The sequence below is a fragment of the Tabrizicola caldifontis genome, assembly GCF_004762095.1.
GTDB lineage: Bacteria > Pseudomonadota > Alphaproteobacteria > Rhodobacterales > Rhodobacteraceae > Tabrizicola > Tabrizicola caldifontis.
Genome location: NZ_SIJH01000012.1, coordinates 113,158 through 133,413, shown reverse-complemented (window position 1 = coordinate 133,413; position 20,256 = coordinate 113,158). Strand labels below are relative to the sequence as shown.

Here is a 20,256-nt window from a genome sequence, read left to right as displayed (position 1 = left end):
TCCGAACGGTGGAGAAACGGTATGTCAAACCTTGCCCCGGTGCTGGACGGTTCGCAGAAGGCATTCCTGTCCTGCTATCTTGACAATCTCGGTCTGGTAGAGCGGCTGCATCGCCTGTTGCTGGATGTGATCAAGGACGAATTCGAACGTCTGGGCATTCTGGAAATCAATTCGGTCCAGGCGCTTCTGCTGTTCAATATCGGCGAGAACGAGGTGACGGCGGGCGAGCTGAAGTCGCGCGGCTACTACCAGGGATCGAACGTCAGCTACAACCTGAAGAAGCTGGTGGAGCTGGGCTACATGCATCACCAGAGATCCGAAATCGACCGCCGTTCGGTGCGGGTGCGGCTGACCGAAAAGGGGCGACAGGTGCGCGGGCTGTTGTGCGATCTCTTTGCCCGGCATGCCGAAGGCATGCAACGCCGCAACCTGATCGATGCCAAGGGGATGGACGACATCAACCTTGCGCTCAGACGGATGGAACGGTTCTGGGCCGACCAGATCCGCTATATCTATTGACCCCGGTGTGCGTGACGGCGGCCACGGGCGTAGCAGCGGGCCTGCAAGGATTCAGGTCAAGCGCGGGGCGGGTCGCTGGCTGTGATGATGCTCAGTGCCCCGGGCAGGCATTGGCGATGATTCCCGGCAAGCTCAGAAACTGGATGCCACTTCCGCAAGTGTCGCGACAGTGCGCAATGGGTTGCGGAGATTGGCAGGCAAACGGTTTCGGCCCTGGTTGGTGAACATCAGGAATTGCAGTCCGCCGTTGATTGCGAACTGGAGGTCGAAAACCATGTCCCCGACATAAAGCACCTCGGCCGGTGCCAGGTCAAACCGGCTGCAAAGAAGGTGGGCTGACATCGGGTCTGGCTTGCCGCGCGCAACATCGTCGGCGCAGATCAGCAGATCGACCGCAAGACCAAGATCGCGCAACAGCGGTTCGGCATTGGCTCGCGGCTTCGATGTGATGACGGAAGACCCAAACCCGCGCTGCCGCACTTTGTCCAGAATCTCTGCCGCACCTTCAACGACAGTGATCCGGTCTTGCCGGGCGCGCGTGCCCGCAAAGTAGAGAGAGGCCAGTTCGACCCGCATGTCCGAAAGGCCGAGGTTGTCGAGAATCCGGTCGAATGGCAGGCCGACATAGTTCCGGTAGCGTTCGAAGCCGCACCGGATGCCCAGTTCGCGGGTCGCTGCCTCCCAGGATTCGCGCATGACGTCGAAGGAATCGATCAGTGTTCCATCCAGATCGAAGGAGACGTGCCTGACCACCGTCGTCATGTCCTGGCCCCCGCGATCTGCTCAAGAAAAAGGGTGTCCCGCTCCATCATCCGGCAGGCCAGCCTGTAGTCCTCGGGTGTGTCGACAGACAGGCTGGAGCCTTCCTGGGGAAAAGTTCCGATCGGTTCGCCCAGCTCGATCAGCCGCATCAGCTCGATCCGCTCGATGTCTTCCAGCGGGGTTGGCCGGGCGGCGGCGAAGGCGCGCAGGGCGGGCAGACGGAAACCGATCACGCTGAGGTGCTTTTTCAGCGGCTGGCGCAAGGCTCCGAAATAGCAGGGAATATCGCTGCGCGAAAAATAGATGACCCGGTCGCCGCTGGCCACGATCTTGACCCGGTTGACGTTGTCGTAGTCGTCCATCAACTGATAGGGCACGACGCAGCGGTAATCAGTCGATGCCATGAAATCGGCGACCTGCTCGACATATTCAGGGCGAACGAAGGGCTCGTCCCCCTGAACGTCGATGATGATGTCTTGGTCGGTCAGTCCAAGGGCTTCGCTGGCCTCGGCGATGCGTTCGGTACCGTTGACATGGCTGGCACGGGTAAGGCAGACGTCCACTCCGTGCTGTTCGCAGGCCAGCAGGATCTCGACGGAATCCGTGCAGACGACCACCTGATCCACACGGTTCGACAGCAAGGTGCGCCGCGCAACATGAACGATCATCGGCAGGCCGCAGATGTCGAGCAGCGGCTTACCCGGCAGCCGCGAACTTTCCATGCGGGCGGGAATCAGGGCAACAATGCGGTCTGGCATGTAGACTATCGCTGAAGAATGCTCCTCGGACAGCTTTACGCCAGTCGGGGGTCGCGGGCCAGCAAGTTGTGCCGTATCAGCCAACGGTGCGTGATCCACCGCGCAGGGCCAGCATCTCCTCCGTCATCCGCGCCGAAAAGCCGCGCGCCGCTTCGTGCCCTTCGAAGCCACGCTGCCGCAGCGCAGGATCCCGCCACAGCCGCAGGGCCGTTCCGGCGACTGCGGCGGCATCCGGGGTCACATGACACAGGCCCTGGTCGGCCAGATACTGGTAATCGGCGTGCAGAAGGCTTGGGATTGAGCCTGACAGGATCATCCGGCGCTGGGCTATCGGTTCGAACGGGTTGTGACCGATGCCCCGGTCGAACGTATGGCCCATGAACACCACGAAGGCGAGGTCGATCCAGTTACCCATTTCGCCATAGCTGTCGGCAACAAGGACGACATCCTGCGGTGCCGGCAGCTTACCTGCCGACCGCCGTGTGAAAGGCATGCCTGTTTCGCGGACCTGATCGGCAATCGCAGCGCCCTGATCGATCCAGCGTGGCACGAGGATCAGCCGCAGATCGGGAAGATACTGCCGCAGGATCCTTGTCGCTTCCAGCAGGCGGCCGATCTCGGAATTGGCAACCGAGGCACAGGTCAGGACTGGCGCACTACCCCAGGCTGCCCGCACCGCGCCGGTGATTTCGGTCGAGACCGGCAGAGCGGGTGCATCCATCTTCAGGTTGCGGGCAACGACGATCTGGCAGTCCTGGCGGAACCAGTCTCTGGCTTCGCGCGCTTCGGCTTCGGTGAACAGATGCAGATAGTCGATATGCGCCGCCATCCACCTGGCGATGCCGGGCTTCCGGCGCAGTGCCCGGCCCAGCCTGCCGTTCAGTTGGGCGTTCACCAGCGCAACCGGCACGGCCCGCGCCTTCAGTTCCGTCAGCGCGTTCGGCCAGGTTTCCAGCTCGCCGTAGATTGCAAGTTCGGGGCGCCAATGGTCAAGGAAGCGGCGGATCGCCGACGGCTTGTCCAATGGCATGAGCTGTACGATGACACGATTCAGCCCACGGAAGCGGGCGAACACCCTCTGGGCCGAGGCCGTGCGTGTCGTGACCAGACAGATGGTCGTGTCGTCATGTGCCAGAACCGCCCGGATAAGCGGCAAGAGCATGGTGGCGTCGCCAGGGCCTATGGCGTTCATCCAGACCAGCCGGCCCTCGGGTCGCGCCGCCATGCCAAGGGCCAGACGTTCGCCGATCCTGTCAGGGTCTTCTTCGTCGGGTTTTCGGTCGGCGATGCGGCGCAGGACCATTGTTATCAGCCTGTCCGGAAGAAGCCGGGTTACCAGACGATAGAGGTGCAGGAGCAGCCGCTCCTGCACCCGCATGTCGGCCCAGGCCTTGCGTTCCGCTTCCGTGAAACCCATTCGCGATCCCTTGCCGGCCGCCGCAGATCTGCCTGACAGGATCAGGCCAAGGCAGTCGAAGAACGGCATCTCGGAAATCCGTTGCCCTGATCCTGTGACGCGCGGCTTGAACCGGATTTCCGGCAAGGTCAACGCCTGTCGATCGCGCTGCCGGGCAGAACGCGATGGCGTTTCGGCCGATCGTTGGAGAGCGTGAGCCTCAGTTCACCTTGCGGGCAGGCAGGAAGGGCAGGGGGGCAACCGGCACCCCTTCCTCGATCAACTTTCGCGCTTCTTCAAGCCGCGCCTCGCCGTGGATCGGACGTTCCGGCACTTCGCCAAGATGCATCCGCCGTGCCTCGGTGGCAAAGTTCATGCCGACGTAGTCGGAATTCTCTTCGATCTGGCGGCGCAGGGCTGCGATGGCGGCTTCCAGCTCCGACTGAGGCTCGGTCAGTGCGGGGGCATCCGCCCGCATGGCCCGGGCCTCTGCCTTCCGGGACGGGCGCACGGCAGGGGCCATGAGTGACTTTTCGACCGAAGTCGTGCCGCAGATTGGACAGGCCACCTGGCCGGCGGACTGAAGCGCCGAGAAGGCCTCGGCATTCTGGAACCAACTGTCAAAGCCGTGCCCGGCCTTGCATTTCAGACTGTAGCGGATCATCGCCCGGGTCCTGCGGTCACAACGGGCAATAGCTAAGGATTGCCGCGCCAAGGTCAATGGGTGAGTGTCTGGGCACTATTCCCCTGAAATCGGTCCCGGGCGCCCCTTCTGCGGCGGCCTGAAGCTGGCAATCAGCGCGGCGAGGTCAGGTTCATTCACCAGTCCGGCAGCCGTGGCAGGGGGGAACCAGGCGCGGCGCCGTTCCCCGGCCTCTGGAAACTTGTCGGCCAGCCGTTCGACCCGCAGGCCATAGACCGCCACCGCGCAAGGCACCTGCGCTGTCGCCCCCAGAACCTTGTGATAGCCGTAACGGCCAAGGCAAACCGGGTTCGTCACGCCCTTGACCCCGGCTTCCTCCCAGGCTTCCTTGGCGGCCGTGTCCTCGGGGGCCAGGCCCGCCACCGGCCAACCCTTGGGAATAACCCAACGCCCGGTATCCCGGCTGGTGATTAGCAAAACCTCAACACCCTTTTCGCCTTCGCGCCAGCAAAGGGCACCATATTGCATCCGCACGCCAGAACCGCGGTCACCACTGAATGCTGCTATCTTGTCGCTTCTACCCATTGCCTTGCCATTCCTGCCGCCCGGTTTCCGGGTCTGGCCACCTGTAGCTGCCTCAGGGTCAAGATGGCACGGATCACAAGCGTTTTACAGGCTTTTCCCATGGATTTGACCCATTTGCGGTCAGGATTACCTTCCCTTGAACGAATTCGGGCAGAAGGGGTGGTCGATGCGGGCGGTTCTGGCGGCAGTTCTGGCATTTCTGATGGCGCTTCCCGTGCTTGCGGCGGAAAGGTTCCGCTTTTCCTCGATCGACGGGGGAGAGATCGACCTGACCGACTGGCGCGGCAAGCCGGTGCTGGTGGTCAACACCGCATCGCTGTGCGGCTATGCCGGCCAGTTCGATGCGTTGCAGGCGATGCACGAGCGTTACGGCGACCGCGCACTGATCCTTGCTGTGCCCTCTAACGACTTCAATCAGGAGCTTGCCGACGAGGCTGCGGTCAAGGAATACTGCGAACTGAACTTCGACATCACCCTTCCGATGACCGAAATCACCCATGTCCGCGGCCGCACGGCGCACCCGTTCTATGCCTGGGTGCGTGACGTCGCCGGCTTTGTCCCGCGGTGGAATTTCAACAAGGTGCTGATAGCGCCTGACGGCTCCATCGCCGGAACCTGGGGCGCGGGGGTCAAGCCCGAAAGCGCCGCGATTGCTGGCCGGATCGAGGCCATGCTGAAGTGATCCAGGGCCCACCGCCGAAAGCCCAGGCTGCGGCGCCGCTTTTCATCGGATCAGAGATATATCGCGGTTCGTCCTATGGTCCGGGGCATCCGCTGCGGGTGCCCCGCGTGCCGACCGTGATCGACCTTGCCCGTGCGCTTGGCTGGCTGCCGCCGCATACCTATCGCGCCAGCCCCTGCGCCAAGCCGGTGGCGCTCACACTCTGGCACGATCCTGCCTACATCGCCGCCCTGCAACGGGCCGAGACCCTAGGCCATGCGACCGAGGACATGCGCCGCCGCTACCACCTGGGAACCTTGTCCAACCCGGTTTTCCCCGAGGTCTATCGCCGCCCTGCCACCGGGGCAGGAGGCACGATGCTTGCGGCCGAACTTCTGGCGGGCACGCCGGGGGTGATCCATGTCCCCGGTGGCGGCACGCATCATGGGCTGCCCGGCCGCGCGAACGGGTTCTGCTATCTGAACGATGTGGTGCTGGGGATCCGGGTGTTGCAGGGCGCCGGCCTTTCGCGCATTGCCTATGTCGATCTGGACGCGCATCATTGCGATGGGGTGGAACTGGCGTTTGCCGGTGACCCGGGGGTGCGGATGATCTCGGTCCACGAAGAGGGGCGCTGGCCCTTCACCGGCGCGCTGGAGGATGCGGCTGACGGCAGCGCCTTCAACATGCCGGTGCCGAAGGGCTACAACGACAGCGAGGCGAGGGCGGTGCTGCACGGGCTGATCCTGCCGCGGGTGGCGGAGTTCCGGCCCGAGGCGCTGGTCCTGCAATGCGGCGCAGACAGTCTGCTGGAAGATCCGCTGTCGCGTCTGGCGCTGTCGAACCGGGCCTACCTCGAGGCGCTGGAGGCGCTTATCCCGCTGGCTCCTCGCGTCATGGTACTGGGCGGTGGGGGCTACAACCCCTGGTCGGTCGGGCGGCTGTGGACGGCGATATGGGGCAGACTGGCGGGGCATGATCTGCCAGACCGTCTGCCCAAGGCAGCGCAGGCAGTGCTGGGGGGCCTGAGCTGGGGCGGCGGCGGTCGGCCCGCGCCCGAACCCGTCATGCTGACCACGCTGCTCGACGCCCCGCGCGAAGGCCACGTCCGGCCCGAGGTCCGCGACCGGCTGGCAAGGCTTGCGCAGCGATGATCCGGGCCTTCCTGGGCATCGACCTGCCGCAAGCGGTGCGAGCCGCCTGTCAGGTGCAGCAATTCCTTCTGCCGCTGCCGCGGCGGGTCGAACCCGAAAACCTCCATCTGACCCTGGTCTTTCTGGGCAACTGCCCCGAACCGGCGCTAGAGGCCGCGCACCAGGGGTTCGAGGCCCTACATGTGGAAAGGTTTGCCCTTGCCTTGCAGGGGCTTGGCCTGTTCGGCAAGGACCGGCCCCACACGGCCTGGGCGGGGGTGGCACCATCGCCAGAGCTGAGCCGGCTACAAGCCAAGGTCGAGACCATCGCCCGCCGCGCCGGCTGTCCGATCGACGCGCGGAAGTTCTTGCCGCATGTCACGCTCGGTCGATTTCCGCCCCCCGACCCGATAGACGCCGCGCGGCTGGAACGCGCGATCGCGCTTGGCGCAGGCTTCCGCACCGCGCCTTGGGTGGTGACGGAACTGACGCTCTGGCAAAGCCACCTGGGTGGCAAGACCGCGCGCTATGAGGTGCTGGCGCGCTATCCGCTTGCTTGACAGGCGCGGCCGGCTGACGCACGACGGATGCCAACCACGGAGACCCCCCATGAAGATCGCTCACCGCGAGATCGGCCCCGGCCATCCCCCCCTTGTCATCGCCGAGATCGGCATCAACCACGGCGGCGATCTGGCCGTGGCGAAGGAGATGGTGCGCCTGGCCGCCGGTGCCGGCTGCGAGATGATCAAGCACCAGACCCACATCATCGAGGACGAGATGACGGAGGAGGCGAAGTCGATCTTCCCGCCGAACGCCGATGTCTCGATCTGGCATGTGATGGAACGCTGCGCCCTGTCGCTTGACGAAGAGGCGGAGCTGAAGCGTTACACCGAAAGCCTGGGGATGATCTGGATCTCGACCCCCTTCAGTCGGGCGGCGGCGGATTTCCTGGAAACGCTGGACGTGCCGGCCTACAAGATCGGCTCGGGCGAGGCCGACAACCTGCCGCTGATCCGCCACATCGCGCGGAAGGGCAAGCCGGTGATCCTGTCCACGGGGATGCAGACGATCGAGACGATCCGCGCCAGCGTGGACATCCTCGACCGGGCCGGGGTGGATTATGCGCTGCTGGAATGCACCAACCTTTACCCCAGCCCGGCCGAGATCGTCAGCCTGCGCGGGGTGACCGAACTGCGCGAGGCCTTCCCGAAAGCGGTGGTGGGCTTTTCCGACCATTCCATCGGGCCGGAAATGGCACTGGCCTCGGTGGCGCTGGGCGCCTGCATCCTGGAACGGCATTACACCGACACGCGCTATCGCAAGGGGCCGGACATCATCAACTCGATGGACCCGGCGGAACTGCGCTTCCTGATCGACCGGTCGAAGGAGATCTGGATCGCCGCGAACAACCCCAAGCAACGGTCCGCGCCCGAGGAGGATGTCTATCGCTTCGCCCGCGGCTCGGTTGTGGTCGACCGCGACCTGCCCGAGGGCCATGTGATCGCCGAGGCCGACATCTGGGCGCGGCGTCCGGGCTCGGGCGAGATCGCGGCCTATGACTTCGACAAGGTGGTGGGCAAGCGGCTGAAGCGGGCCGTGACGCGGAACACGCAGTTGAGATGGGAGGACTTGGGGTGAGCCAGAATGCCAGTATGATGATCCCGGCAAGAAAATCACAGGGCGCCGTACTTGGCTGTCATTTCTGCATGGAAGGCCTTGTTTGCGTTGCGACACTCTTCCAAGGCATCAGGGTAGGAAACTGCCCTATCCATGGCTGACTCGATCCCGTCAATATCGAGATATGCGGGGGCGTGCTTGAATGAGAATAGGCCGTTCTTGAACGGTACGCAGACTACTTTACGAGCAAGAAGTGTGCCCCAGAACACACCGTGATAGCTGTTGGTAATTACGAATTCCGATTCAGCCAGAAATTGTAGTTTCGACCGCAGGTCAATCCCGCGATTGGAAAGAAATCTGCAACCGCCGACAAGCCGCCTCAATATCCATCCACGGCCGCCAAGATGCTTGGCAAGAGGTTCCCGGAGGTGTTCGTAAAAGCCCATCCGATATTTAATTGGAGTTTCACGCAGTTCGTCGAAAAAGGGACTCAAGCATGAGGCACATGGAACCCAGCGGTATCTTGCGTCCGGATAGCTGGCAATTCCGTTATGAATGCGTGTGCCGATTTCGTCTAGTCCATCAAAATAAGACAACAATTGTTGCATATCAGTGGGTTTTGGAAGGATTTTGCCGGACAGCGTAACCGAGTCAGCCCCTATTCCCCAACCTATGACGATGTACTTCCGGTCCTCTCGCAGTAGTGATCGGATGAATGGCTCGAAATTTTTCCGACCCAAGCCTCCACCTCCCAGGACGACTATACCTGGTTCATTCGGAATTTCTTCCGGCCGAGCAAGATCGTAATTGCCATCCTTCGAAACGTCAAAATACCGCGCGGGGACCGACCACCAGTCCCCGACATTCTTCCTGTCTTTTCGAAAAACAGAAATCCTCATGATTGTTTTCGTATGAACTCTAGTGATGCGCCGTGTCTGATCCAATATTCTTGTAGCCAGCCAACTGGTCCCCGGCCGACATGCGGAAACCGGCCCCAGATCCCGGCCCGCAACAAGTCCGCTGGGCGCGGGTCGCCGTGAAAAGCCAGAATCGAAGGGCCGGGGGCGGGAGCTGGCGGCAGCAGTATCAAATCGCGACCATACCGACGCGCCAGGTGGCGCTTGAAGCTGATGACTGCACCCGTCGGCCAAAGCGAAACATCCGTTGCGTGCGCGGCGACGAAATCCTGTTCGTTACGAAACCTTGCCATTGCGCCTGTCGGGTCAGCCTGAAATAGGCGTAGGATGTGGTGCTGTTCCCCTAAAGTGAAAGCAAAGACCCCGGTCGATGGCTGCACAGGGTCACGCCCGCGCCAGTCGTGTCCGGTGTCCAGCAAGATAATTCCGCCCTTCGTCGCAAAGAACTGGTCGAGCGGGCCAAGGATCACCATGTCCAGGTCGATGACCAGCGCACGCGCACCCGGAGCAAGCGCGGCAACATCGGGGTGGAACAGGGCGAGCTTCCTCCACACTCCTGGCGCACGAATCTGCCCGGGTGTCAGACCGATGTCGGGGATCGGTGCGGTGACGATCCCCGAGTCCAGCCCCTCTGTCCGGTCGGTCAGGCAAATGAAGCGGAAGCCTGGGGTCAGATGCCTGCTGGCAGCCCTAAACAGGACGTTCACATAATCGGCAGGAAACAGCGTTCCCCATTTCATGCATAGAACGACGCGGTCTTGCGGCATCGGCCCTCCGGGCATGAGAGGCGCTTCGGTGGACTGCATGGCTAGACAATCGGGCGCATCCTGTCCATACCCGCTACCTGCACGACAAACAGGGCTGGCCCCATGACCCGCCACCTCCTCTTCCTCACCGGCACGCGCGCCGATTTCGGCAAGCTGGAGCCGCTGGCCGCCGCTGCGCGGGATGCAGGCCACCGGGTCACCTTCTTCGTCACCGGCATGCACATGATGGACCGCTATGGCCTGACCCGGAACGAGGTGCGCCGCATGGCCGGTGTCGGGGTCGAGGAGTTCGTCAACCAGCGGGAAGGCGACCCGCAGGATCTGATCCTTGCCCGAACGGTCACCGGCTTTTCTGCCTTCGTCCACCGGGCGCGGCCGGATCTGATCATCCTGCATGGCGATCGGGTCGAGGCGCTGGCCGGTGCGCTGGTGGCGGCCACGAATTACATCCGCTCGGCCCATGTCGAGGGGGGCGAGGTCTCGGGCACCATCGACGAGGTCTTCCGCCACTGCAACACCAAGCTCTGCACCTACCATTTCGTCTCCTCTGACACCGCCGCCCGCCGCGTCCGCGCGCTGGGGGAACCGGACGAGACGATCCATGTCATCGGGTCACCCGAGCTTGACTTTCACGCCCGCCCCTCGGGCGTCACGCTGGACGAGGTGCGCGCTCATTATGCCATCCCCTTCGACGAATACGGCATCGTCACCTTCCATCCCGTGACCAGCGAACAGGACACCATCGGACATCAGGCACAGCAGCTTTTTGACGCGCTGATCGAAAGTGGCCGCCACTTCGTAGTGATTGCCCCAAACAACGACCCCGGCAGTGCCGCGATCTTTGACGTTCTCGAAAGGCTTCCGAAGGACCGTTTCCGTCTGCTGCCCTCGATGCGCTTCGCTCATTTCTCGGAGTTGATGAAGAATGCCGCCTGCATGGTCGGCAACTCTTCCGCCGGGGTCCGCGAGGCGCCCTTCCTCGGCCTGCCTTCGCTGGATATCGGCACCCGCCAGTCCAACCGGTCGGATGCCCCCTCGGTCACCGCCTGCGAGGCCGACGACCGCGCCACCATACTCGAGTTCCTGCGCACCCACTGGGGCCGGCAGACCAAGCCGCATGCAGGTTTCGGCCAGGGCACTGCCGCCGAACGCTTCGTCAAGACGCTGGCCCGACCCGAGTTCTGGACGCTGAGCCTGCAGAAGGCCTTCCGTGACTAGGCCCCCGGCTGTCCGAAGCCCCGCACTGGCAGCCTATCTTGCGGCGTCCCGCGGGATACCGCTGGTCGCACCGATGCTGCTGCGGCGCCGCCTTGCCCGGGGAAAGGAACTGCCGGACAGGTGGCAGGAAAAGCTTGGCCAGCCGACCAGGGCCCGACCGGACGGGCCGCTGGTCTGGCTTCATGCTGTCGGGCTTGGCGAAACCCTTGCGCTGCGAGGCCTGATCGCCGCCCTGGCCGCAGCGTCGGATGCGCACTTCCTGGTCACTTCCACAACCCGGGGGTCGGCCGAGGTGTTTGCGGCCAATCTGCCGCCGCGCACCTGCCACCAGTTCCTGCCGCTGGATGCCCCGGCCTATCTGAACCGATTCCTCGATCACTGGCGTCCCTCTCTGTCGGTCTGGGCCGAACAGGACCTCTGGCCAGGTGCGGTTGTCGCCGCCGATGCCCGGCAGATTCCGCTGGCCCTGGTGAACGCCCGAATGAACGCCGCGGCCTTTGGCCGGCGCGCGCGCTGGCAGGGGCTGTACGCCGATCTTTTCGGTCGGTTCCGCCTTGTCGCCGCACAGGATGAAGCGACAGCGCGCCATCTTGCCGCGCTGGGCGCGCGTGATGTCCGCGTGACCGGGTCATTCAAAGCGGCCGCTCCGCCACTTGCAGCCGATCCTAGGGCGCTGGCAGAGGCGCGGAACCTGCTGGCGGGGCGTCGGCCGGTTCTGATTGCCTCGTCCCACCCCGAGGACGAATTCGTTGTCCTGTCCGCGCTGCGCGACGCCGAAGCGATGCCGCCGGTCCTTATTGCACCCCGAGACCCCCGTCGGGGGGCGGAAATCGCCGCCCGCGCTGCCGAACACGGTCTTGCAGCCACTCTGCGCAGTTCAGGTGCGGGGCCGACCGGTGACATCTGGGTCGTGGATACTCTCGGCGAAATGGGCCTGTGGTATCGCGTCTGTCCTGCTACCCTGATCGGCGGAACCTTCGGCCCGACCGAGGGCCATAACCCGTGGGAGCCTGCCGCGCTTGGCTCGGCCATCCTGCACGGACCGCGGGTCGGCAACTTCGCTGCCGACTTTGCCACCCTGCATCACGCAGGGGCCGCGTTGCCCGTTCAGGCCGAAACGCTTGTCACCGCCCTCAAAACCGACCATTCGGAGATGGCCAGTCGCGCACTGGCGCTGTCGCAGGCGGCACAGGGGGCCCTGGCCCCTCTGGCCGAAGAGCTTCTCGATCTGGCGGGCCTGGCATGACGCTGTGGGTGTTCCTGCGCCTCTGGTCGCTTCTGTGGCATCTGGGCCTGCCGGTTGTGCTGCTTTACCTTGTCTGGCGCGGGCGAAAGGATGCACTTTATGGTCGCCACCTTGCCGAACGCTTCGGCCGCTACCGCCAGCGCCTGCCCGGTTCGGTCTGGGTCCACGCCGTGTCACTGGGCGAGATGCGCTCGGCCGTTCCGCTGATCCGCGCCCTGCTGGATCGGGGCGAGACGGTCGTAACCACGCATTTCACCCCCGCCGGCCGGCGTGAGGCAGAACGCGCCTTCCCCGCCGAGATTGCCGCCGGGCGGATGGCCGCGGTGTGGGTTCCCTTCGAAACATCCTGGGCCTATGCCGGCTTCTTCCGCGCCTTCCGGCCGCGGGCCGGGCTGGTCATGGAAATCGAAATCTGGCCGCGCATGATCTTTGCCGCGCGAAAATCGGCTGTCCCGCTTTTCATGTGCAACGCACAATATCCCACGAAATCAATGACCAGGGATGCAAGGTTCACCTTGCGTCACAAGCTGATGCAGAACTATGCCGGGGCATTCGTGAAATCCGACCTTCAGGCGCGGCGCTTCGCCTCGGTCGGTGTTCCGAACATCGCCGTGACCGGAGAGCTGCGCTTTGACCAGCCCATCCCGGCGCATCTGCTGGGCGCCGCCGAAAGGGTTCGCCCCTTGCTGGCCGAAGGGCGCCCGGTCGTCACCTTCGCCTCTGCGGTCGAGGGCGAAGATGAGCTTTATCTTGATGCGATCATCGCCGCCCTTGGTCATCCCTCGCGGCCCTTCGTGGTCTATGTGCCGCGGAAGCCCGAACGGTTTGACGATGTGGCCCGGCTGGTCGCAAGGCGCGGTCTTGCGGCAATCCGACGGTCCGAAAGCCTTGACGCCACACTTGCCCCGAAGACGCCCGCCTTCCCCTTGTGGGAAGGGGGGGCCTTGTCGGGCAGCGGCCCCGATCTTCTTCTGGGCGATTCCCTTGGCGAGATGTATTTCTACATCGCCCTTGCCGACCGCGTGGTGACCGGAGGTGGCTTCACCCCTTACGGGGCGCACAACATCATCGAGCCGCTGGCCCTGAAGCGCCCCGTGATCGTTGGCCCCGAGATCCACACCATCGAATACCCGGCTGTCGAGGCCATCGCGGCCGGTGTCTGCCTGCGGGTGGAAACGCCCGAGGCCCTGAGCGAGGCCCTGACCGGCTGGCCAGGCCCGCCGCCCGAGGCGATCGAAAGCTTCTTTGCCGCCCATGCCGGGGCGACGGCGCGTACGCTGGCTGCCCTGGACCGCGCGCTCACCAGGCGCTGAAGCCGCCGTCCACGTTGATCATCTGTCCGGTCATGTAACCGGCCTGGGCGCTGGCCAGGAACAGCATTGCATCGGCGATCTCGTCGGGCCTTGCCATCCGTTCCAGCATGATCAGTTCGCCCACCCGGCGCTGGAATTCCTCGGAATGGCCGTTGAACACGGCCCCCGGCGCGATGGTGTTCACCGTCGCCCCTCTCGGCGCCCAATAGCCGGCAAGCCAGACCGTCAGCCCGTGAATCCCCGCCTTGGTCACCCCGTAGGCCGAGAAGTTCTTGAACGGCATCCCTTCGTAGATCCTGTGATGCGCGCCATTCAGGGCATACATGCTGGCCACGTTGATCAGCGTACAGGGCCATTTGCCCACGATGTCGCGGTCCATCTGCCGGGCGATCATGAAAGGCCCCGTCAGGTTCGTCCGCAGGGTCTTTTCCCAGTCGCTGACCTTGAGATCGGCGAAGTCGGGGAAGGGCTGTCCTGCACCCATCAACAGTTCCCCGGTGATGGCTGCATTGTTCAGCACCACGTTCGGCTCCCAGCCATCCTTCAGGATGCGCTGGAAGATACTGGTCACCTCATCCTCGTTCGCCACGTCCAGCGGATAGAAGCGGAAGTCAGGGTTTGCCCCATGTGCCTCGATCAGGGCCTCGGCGCGCTTGCCGGGAAGATCGGATGCGATGACCCGCGCCCCCTCGGCCAGCATCCGCCTCACATAGGTAGAGCCAAGCACCCCCCCCGACCCGGTGATGAAGACGGTGCGCCCCTTCAGTTGCTCAGCCATTCCGGGCCTCCTGCATCAGGCATTCGACAATTCGGAAATCAAGCGGCGTATCGATATCGACGCAGCGTTCTGGCGGCATCAGATAGGGAATGACGCGCCCTTCCCACAGCCCTTTCGCCCGTTTCAGATAGGCCGGATCGACCACATAGGTCGATGCCGCATGTTCATAGACCACCGGCGCCTGCTGCCGTGCGACCACACCTCCGGGCAGCGGTTTCGACACATGCAGTGCCCCGGTGGCATCCGGTTCGACAAGGTTGAAATATGGATTCTTTCGGGCCTCGCAGCAACTCATAACCAGGTCTGGATGTTCGTTTTTGTAAAGCACCAAGGCATTCGTTATGTCCTCCGGCAGCCGCAGGGGCGACGTGCAGTCGAGATCCAGGAACACATCCACCGGGCCGATCAGCGCCTCGGACGCAGCCAGCGCGTGCTGCCAGACCCCCCATTTGCCCGCCGTGTCTGTTGCCAGATGCGCCGGGCGCAGGCCGATCTTCAGGCAGCCCCTCGCAACCGCGTGTTCGTAGATTTCCTCGTCATCGGTCGAAACCACCACGGCATCGACCATCGGATGTTGCAGCAACTGGTCCAGCGACCAGTCGATCAGCGGCTTGCCGTGGATCATGCGGAAGTTCTTGCGCGGCACGCCTTTCGAGCCCTTCCGCGCGCCGATGTGGCCAAGGATCATGGAATCTCCTTCGTGATCTCGCCAACGAAGGTGCGCTGCGACCAGGCTTCGGCGACGAGGCGGGCCGATGGCAGGCAGAGATCAAGCCGCGGCAGCAGCGGATTATCCGAGGGCGCCCCCCCGGATGCCAGCGCGAGAAAATCCCGCATCGCGGCAAGGAACATGGCGTTGCGTTCCAGCGGATGATCCATCTGCCGCAGGCCCGTGTCTTCGGTCACCTGATAGATCTGCGCGGCGAAGTCGAAGTCGTGCATCCTTTCCGTCCCGCGCAGCGTCGTGCGGCGGTGCAGCAGCGGGGTCAGGTAATCCATCGACACGTCACCAACAAGCCCTTGACGACGCAAGGAAATCCGGCTGGCGAAATCTACCCCGGGGAAGGCGGGATGACCCAGACTTTCGACCCGCGTGATCTCAAGACCCACAAACAGGCAGGCAGCAAGGTCCAGCTCGTGGCACAGGTCCAGCAGCACACCGCCGCCTTCGGCCCTTGCGGCGTAGCTTTCGGAAAAGCGCCAGTTCTGTCGCCATTGCGTGACGTCGTGGCCTATGGTCAGCGCGAACTGGAACACGTCCGACAGGTCGGCCTCGGCCAGCGCGCGCACAGCCGGATGATAGCGCAGCATGTAGCCCAGCATCGAGCGGTCCGCGACGGAAGCTGCGACCTCGGCAATCGCCTCAACCTCATCGGGCCGGAAGGCAAGCGGTTTTTCGACATAAAGCGGCAGCCCCCGCGCAGCGACCGCCTCGATCAGCGGCAGGCGAATGTCGGTGGCAGTCGCCACAACCACCGCCTCGGCATCCGTCATCGCTGCCAGCGCCCCCCCCAGCCCCTCGGCCCGCCACGAGAGCAGCCTGGAGCTGGCCCCCAACGCCTGAAGATTGTTGTGATGCCGCCGCCCGATGGACCCGGATCCGATGACAAGAACGCGCATGTCGCCCCCTTTTCGGAAGCCCTAGCGCGAATCCGCGCCTGCCGCCAGAGGCGGGCGCTTCTGTGGCCACTCGGTAGCCCTATGCCAGGCCTGGCCGATCGCCAGCACCCCGGCGTCATCACCGGAACGGCCAATGATCTGCATGCCCATCGGCAGACCGCTATCGGAGAATCCAACCGGCACCGAGAGGGCAGGCAGGCCGATCAGGCTGGCGGGCACCACGACCTCCATCCAGCGGTGATAGGTGTCCATCCGCCGCCCTGCGATCTCTTGCGGCCAGCGCCATTCGGCCGGGAAAGGCCAGACCTGGGCCGAGGGCAGGACAATCGCATCGTAGCGGTCGAACAGCCGCGCCGCTTGGGCGTGCCATCGGCTGCGGATCACGCTGGCCTCATGCACGGCCTGTGCCGACAGACCCATGCCCTGCTCGATTTCCCAGATCGTCTCGGGTTTGGTCAGGGCGCGCTTTGCCGGGTCTTCGGCCAGGGCGCGCTTGCCCCCGGCGTTCAGCATGGCGCGCAGGGTGACCCAGGAGGACCAGAGCCTTTCCGCCGGAAAGGGTGGCGCCAGTGGCTCGACTACCGCGCCCATCTCTTGCATCTGCCGAAGCGCGGCCTCGCACAGGCCAAGTATCCCCGGCTCCATCGCATAGGCGCCGCCCCAGTCGGCCAGCCAGCCGATGCGGCACCCCGTCATCCCGCGGTCGAGCCCCGACAAGACATCCGGCACGGCGCGGGGAAAGGGAACCTCGGGATTCTTGCCCGCAAGTACCAGAAGCAGGTGCGCCACATCCTCGACCGTCCGCGCCATGGGGCCGTCGGTGGCCAGCGTGGCAAGATAGGTGTCGCCCTCGGCATCCTGCGGCACAAGGCCCCAAGTCGGACGGAAGCCATAGACGTTGCAGAAGGCGGCGGGGTTGCGGAGCGACCCCATCATGTCCGACCCGTCTGCCACCCAGGCCATCCGGCAAGCCAGGGCCGCCGCTGCCCCGCCCGAAGATCCACCCGCGCTGCGCGCCGGATCGTAAGGGTTCCGGGTGACGCCGAACACGGGGTTGAAAGAATGCGAGCCCTGTCCCCATTCCGGCACGTTCGTCTTGGCTGCCAGCACCGCCCCGGCAGCGCGCAGCCGGGCTGCAACCAGATCGTCCTGTGTCGGAACATGGTTGCGGTAAAGCGGCGATCCCCATGTCGTCCGGATGCCAGCCGTTGCGACCAGATCCTTCACCGCGAAGGGAAAGCCGTGCAGCCAGCCCGCGGGTATGGCGTCATCCAGTGCGCGGGCCTCTGCCATCAGCACATCGGGATCGCGCAGCGATACAAGGGCGTTGACGGTTCTGTTCGCCGCCTCAACCTGCGCCAGCCAGACTGCCATCACCTCGGACGGCGCGACCTTCCGCTTGTGGATCGCGTCGGAAAGCCTGGTGGCCGACCATTCCAGCATGGCTGCCTTTCTCGAATTGTTCGCTGCGGGTCGGGGCAGGCCCCTATCTGCGGCCAGCGGGCCGCGTCACGAAAGGATCGTGCCGGGGCCAAGGCGGCCCCGGCACAGCGCAGGCGGCGGCCTACTTTTGCAATTCGGTCCAGATGGCCGTGATATATTCCAGCGCCTTGCCCGTGCAGGTAGGCAGGAAGACACCCGCTGCCTTGTGTTCTTCCGGGATCATCACCTCGGGGGCGTCACGCATCTCGGGGTCCATGAACTCTTCCGAGCCGGCGATCCCGTTCGCGTAGCGCGCGAAGTTCGAGATCAGCGCAGCGTTCTCCGGCACCATGATGAAGTCCAGGAACTTGTAGGCCTCATCCACGTTCTTGGCATCCGACAGCAGCGCAACCGAATCCATGAACAGCGGATAGCCTTCACGGGGGTAGCCATACTGCACGTCGCCATTGGTGTTGATCCTGACCCGCATGGTCGATCCGTTCCAGTTGACCGATGCAGCCCAGTCGCCGTTCGACAGACGCTCGGTCGCGCCGTAATCCATGCTGATCCAGTTGGGCTTGGCGGCCAGCAGCGCGTCGCGGGCCTTCTTCATGATTTCGGGGTCTTCGCTGCAGGGCTTGCCACCCACATACATCGTTGCCAGCGCAACGATATCGTTCATCTCTGGCACGACGTTGATCTTGCCGACCAGTTCCGGCGGTACGTCCAGGAAGACGGCCGAGGTGTTGATGTCGCCCGAATAGACCTTGGTGTTCACCGCAATCCCGGTGGAACCCCACTGCCATGGAATGGTGAACTTGCGGCCCGGATCCCAATCGACGTTCTGCCATTCGGGCGCAATGTTCTTGTGGTTGGGCAGCCTTGTCAGGTCCAGTTCCTGGATCAGGCCCTTCTCGATCCAGATCGGCACATAATTTGCCGAGGGCACCACAAGGTCGAACCCCGACCCGCCGGCCTCGACCTTGGCAAGGGCCACGTCGTTGCTGTCATAGTCAGTGACGGTGACCTTGATCCCCGTCTCCTTCTCGAACTTGGCCAGCAACTCGGGGCTGGTGTAATTGCCCCAGTTGTAAAGCTGCAATTGCCCCTCGGCTGCGGCCAGTGTGGCCGAGGCCAGCAGCATCGCGGTTGCGGATAGAAGCTGTTTCATTCTTGGTCTCCCAGTTGGTCAGTCTTTCTTGCGCGTCAGCAGGAAGAAGGCAGTCAGCAGAACCACCGTCACCGCCAGAAGCATGGTCGAGATCGCATTGACTTCGGGCGTGAAGGCCCGGCGCAGCTGGCCCAGCATATAGGTTGGCAGCGTGTCCTGTCCGCCGGATTTGACGAATTCGGTGATCACCACGTCATCAAGGCTGATCACGAAGGCCAGCATCGCCCCTGCCGTTATGCCCGGGGCAAGGTTTGGCAGCGTCACGCGCCGGAACGTCTGCCAGGGCGTTGCGTAAAGGTCGGCGGCTGCGGTTTCCAGCGTCAGGTCCATGCTTTCCAACCGCGCCCGGATGGGCAGATAGGCGAAGGGAATGCAGAAAGCGGTATGTGCCGCGATCAGGTAGCCCAGGCCCTGATAGCCCGTCGCCACCTTGATGATACCAAAGAAGATCATCAGCGCGACCGCGGTCACCACTTCGGGCACCATGAGAGGCTGGTTGATGATCACATAGATGAAGGTCTGGCCCCGGAAGGCCCTGCGCCGCGTGGTTCCCAGTGCCGCCAGCGTGGCAAGGACCGTGGACAGGAAGGCTGCCGAGACACCGATCACCAGCGATCGCACCGTAGCGTCCTTGACTGCCTGGTTCGCCCATGCGTCCGCATACCAGTGCAGCGAGAAGCCGCCCCAGACCGCGACCGAGTTCGAGGCGTTGAAGGAATAGACCACCAGCGTGACGATCGGCAGGTAAAGCAGCACGAAGGCTGCCACGGCAATGGTGGCAAAGCCGGGCAGACGGTTGATCTGAAAGCCCTTCTCAGCCATGGCCCGTCCCCCGGTCGCGGCTGGCGACGCGAACGTATACCAGCAGCGCCGCCATCACGATCACCAGCAGCGTCACCGACAGCGCCGCACCCAGCGGCCAGTTCCGCCCTTGCAGGAACTGAAGTTCGATGAAGTTGCCGATCATCATGTTCTTGCCGCCCCCCAGGATGCGCGGCGTGACATAGGCGCCCAGCGATGGCACGAAGACAAGGATCGAGCCGGCGATGATCCCCGGCTTGACGATGGGCAGGATCACCTGCCGCAGGGTGCGCCAGCGGCTGGCGTAAAGGTCATAGGCGGCCTCAAGCAGTCGCATGTCGAACCGTTCTATGGTGGCGTAGAGCGGCAGCACCATCAGAGGCAGATAGACATATGTCATACCGATCAGCACCGCTGTCTCGGTATAGTTGATGCGCAGGGGCGTCTCGATGAGTCCGGCCCAGATCAGGGCCGTGTTCAGGATGCCCTCGTTGCGGATAACCTCGTTGATCGCGAAGGTCCGGATCAGCAGGTTCGTCCAGAACGGGATCGTGATCAGGAACAGCCACAGCGCACGTTCCTTCGCGGGCCGGGTTGCGATGAACCATGCCGTGGGAAAGCCGATGGCGAAGGTCAGCGCCGTCGTGGCCAGGGACAGCCAGACAGAGCGCCAGAAGATGGTCAGGTGCGCATCGGCCAGCACCCACTTTTCCTCGAAGATGTCGTAGCTGAACAGGATCCCTACCCAGCCGTCGGTCGAGAACTTGTGGATCACCCCGCCCGTATCGTTCGCGGTCAGGAAGGAATACCAGACCACGATCAGCAGCGGACCCGAGGCCGCCAGGAACAGGACGATCAGCGCCGGCGCCGAAAGCAGCCAGCCGTTGCGGGCGGATTGGCGGATCGCATTCTCTTCGGCGGGGCTCATC

Annotated in this window: 22 protein-coding genes; 8 read left to right on the top strand and 14 right to left on the bottom strand. The window is 63.9% G+C overall.

What is annotated here, in order from left to right; translation table 11 throughout:
• The first annotated feature begins 21 nt into the window (after positions 1–21).
• Positions 22–519 (top strand): MarR family winged helix-turn-helix transcriptional regulator, encoded by a 498-nt coding sequence (locus EYB42_RS11840; protein ID WP_135450320.1) that lies wholly within the window; start codon positions 22–24, stop codon positions 517–519.
• A gap of 132 nt (positions 520–651) precedes the next feature.
• On the opposite strand, the gene EYB42_RS11835 is transcribed toward EYB42_RS11840, so the two are convergent.
• The 5 genes from EYB42_RS11835 to EYB42_RS11815 form a co-directional block, all read right to left on the bottom strand.
• Positions 652–1,281, bottom strand: a complete 630-nt coding sequence (locus EYB42_RS11835) for an HAD family hydrolase (protein WP_135450319.1) — start codon at positions 1,279–1,281, stop codon at positions 652–654.
• Positions 1,278–2,039, bottom strand: a complete 762-nt coding sequence (kdsB, locus tag EYB42_RS11830; RefSeq protein WP_136646395.1) for a 3-deoxy-manno-octulosonate cytidylyltransferase — start codon at positions 2,037–2,039, stop codon at positions 1,278–1,280. The genes EYB42_RS11835 and kdsB overlap by 4 nt, the downstream gene beginning before the upstream one ends.
• A gap of 76 nt (positions 2,040–2,115) precedes the next feature.
• The gene (locus tag EYB42_RS11825) at positions 2,116–3,525 is read right to left on the bottom strand and encodes a 3-deoxy-D-manno-octulosonic acid transferase (RefSeq protein ID WP_135450317.1); all 1,410 of its coding nucleotides are present in this window, start codon (positions 3,523–3,525) and stop codon (positions 2,116–2,118) included.
• Positions 3,526–3,655: 130 nt separating this feature from the next.
• A complete protein-coding gene (locus EYB42_RS11820; protein WP_135450316.1) occupies positions 3,656–4,099 on the bottom strand; it encodes a DUF1178 family protein in 444 nt (147 codons plus the stop codon).
• Between the two features lie 75 nt (positions 4,100–4,174).
• Positions 4,175–4,606, bottom strand: coding sequence for an NUDIX hydrolase (locus EYB42_RS11815; protein WP_240784121.1), 432 nt, complete (start codon positions 4,604–4,606; stop codon positions 4,175–4,177).
• Positions 4,607–4,799: 193 nt separating this feature from the next.
• On the opposite strand from EYB42_RS11815, the gene EYB42_RS11810 reads away from it, so the two are divergent.
• Genes EYB42_RS11810 through EYB42_RS11795 form a run of 4 tightly spaced genes read left to right on the top strand, consistent with a single transcriptional unit; the run spans position 4,800 to position 8,095 of the window.
• On the top strand, positions 4,800–5,345 hold the full coding sequence (locus tag EYB42_RS11810; RefSeq protein WP_371685768.1) for a glutathione peroxidase: 546 nt from the start codon (positions 4,800–4,802) through the stop codon (positions 5,343–5,345).
• Positions 5,345–6,478 carry an acetoin utilization protein AcuC gene (locus tag EYB42_RS11805; RefSeq protein ID WP_135450344.1) on the top strand — a complete coding sequence of 378 codons (1,134 nt, stop codon included), beginning with the start codon at positions 5,345–5,347 and terminating at the stop codon, positions 6,476–6,478. The genes EYB42_RS11810 and EYB42_RS11805 overlap by 1 nt, the downstream gene beginning before the upstream one ends.
• Positions 6,475–7,017, top strand: coding sequence for an RNA 2',3'-cyclic phosphodiesterase (thpR, locus tag EYB42_RS11800; RefSeq protein ID WP_135450314.1), 543 nt, complete (start codon positions 6,475–6,477; stop codon positions 7,015–7,017). Before EYB42_RS11805 ends, thpR begins: the two co-directional genes overlap by 4 nt.
• Before the next feature lie 49 nt (positions 7,018–7,066).
• A complete protein-coding gene (locus EYB42_RS11795; RefSeq protein ID WP_135450313.1) occupies positions 7,067–8,095 on the top strand; it encodes an N-acetylneuraminate synthase family protein in 1,029 nt (342 codons plus the stop codon).
• A gap of 35 nt (positions 8,096–8,130) precedes the next feature.
• Here EYB42_RS11795 and EYB42_RS11790 read toward each other — a convergent pair whose 3' ends face one another.
• Together EYB42_RS11790 and EYB42_RS11785 are read right to left on the bottom strand one after the other, a co-directional pair.
• Entirely contained in the window at positions 8,131–8,973 is an 843-nt protein-coding gene (locus tag EYB42_RS11790; protein WP_135450312.1) for a hypothetical protein, read from the bottom strand.
• Complete coding sequence (locus tag EYB42_RS11785; protein WP_167851005.1) at positions 8,970–9,758, bottom strand: hypothetical protein; 789 nt, start codon at positions 9,756–9,758, stop codon at positions 8,970–8,972. Before EYB42_RS11785 ends, EYB42_RS11790 begins: the two co-directional genes overlap by 4 nt.
• A 102-nt stretch (positions 9,759–9,860) precedes the next feature.
• On the opposite strand from EYB42_RS11785, the gene neuC reads away from it, so the two are divergent.
• From neuC to EYB42_RS11770, 3 genes are read left to right on the top strand one after another with little or no spacing between them, the layout of a single operon-like run.
• A complete protein-coding gene (gene neuC, locus EYB42_RS11780) occupies positions 9,861–10,976 on the top strand; it encodes a UDP-N-acetylglucosamine 2-epimerase (protein ID WP_135450310.1) in 1,116 nt (371 codons plus the stop codon).
• Positions 10,969–12,222 (top strand): 3-deoxy-D-manno-octulosonic acid transferase, encoded by a 1,254-nt coding sequence (locus EYB42_RS11775; protein ID WP_240784119.1) that lies wholly within the window; start codon positions 10,969–10,971, stop codon positions 12,220–12,222. Before neuC ends, EYB42_RS11775 begins: the two co-directional genes overlap by 8 nt.
• Complete coding sequence (locus tag EYB42_RS11770) at positions 12,219–13,535, top strand: 3-deoxy-D-manno-octulosonic acid transferase (RefSeq protein ID WP_135450308.1); 1,317 nt, start codon at positions 12,219–12,221, stop codon at positions 13,533–13,535. Before EYB42_RS11775 ends, EYB42_RS11770 begins: the two co-directional genes overlap by 4 nt.
• Here the strand turns inward: EYB42_RS11770 and EYB42_RS11765 are convergent.
• From EYB42_RS11765 to EYB42_RS11735, 7 genes are all read right to left on the bottom strand, one after another.
• Positions 13,522–14,313, bottom strand: a complete 792-nt coding sequence (locus EYB42_RS11765) for an SDR family NAD(P)-dependent oxidoreductase (protein ID WP_135450307.1) — start codon at positions 14,311–14,313, stop codon at positions 13,522–13,524. The two genes, EYB42_RS11770 and EYB42_RS11765, sit on opposite strands and share 14 nt — an antisense overlap.
• Entirely contained in the window at positions 14,306–15,001 is a 696-nt protein-coding gene (locus EYB42_RS11760) for an acylneuraminate cytidylyltransferase family protein (RefSeq protein WP_135450306.1), read from the bottom strand. The genes EYB42_RS11765 and EYB42_RS11760 overlap by 8 nt, the downstream gene beginning before the upstream one ends.
• Positions 14,998–15,933: a Gfo/Idh/MocA family protein gene (locus EYB42_RS11755; protein ID WP_135450305.1), complete on the bottom strand. Its 936-nt coding sequence runs from the start codon at positions 15,931–15,933 to the stop codon at positions 14,998–15,000. Before EYB42_RS11755 ends, EYB42_RS11760 begins: the two co-directional genes overlap by 4 nt.
• Positions 15,934–15,954: 21 nt before the next feature.
• A complete protein-coding gene (locus tag EYB42_RS11750; RefSeq protein ID WP_276605859.1) occupies positions 15,955–17,415 on the bottom strand; it encodes an amidase in 1,461 nt (486 codons plus the stop codon).
• An 82-nt stretch (positions 17,416–17,497) separates the two neighbouring features.
• The gene (locus EYB42_RS11745) at positions 17,498–18,526 is read right to left on the bottom strand and encodes an extracellular solute-binding protein (RefSeq protein WP_135450303.1); all 1,029 of its coding nucleotides are present in this window, start codon (positions 18,524–18,526) and stop codon (positions 17,498–17,500) included.
• Positions 18,527–18,544: 18 nt separating this feature from the next.
• Positions 18,545–19,348 (bottom strand): ABC transporter permease, encoded by an 804-nt coding sequence (locus EYB42_RS11740; RefSeq protein ID WP_135450302.1) that lies wholly within the window; start codon positions 19,346–19,348, stop codon positions 18,545–18,547.
• The gene (locus EYB42_RS11735; RefSeq protein WP_135450301.1) at positions 19,341–20,255 is read right to left on the bottom strand and encodes an ABC transporter permease; all 915 of its coding nucleotides are present in this window, start codon (positions 20,253–20,255) and stop codon (positions 19,341–19,343) included. The genes EYB42_RS11740 and EYB42_RS11735 overlap by 8 nt, the downstream gene beginning before the upstream one ends.
• Between the last annotated feature and the right edge of the window lies 1 nt (position 20,256).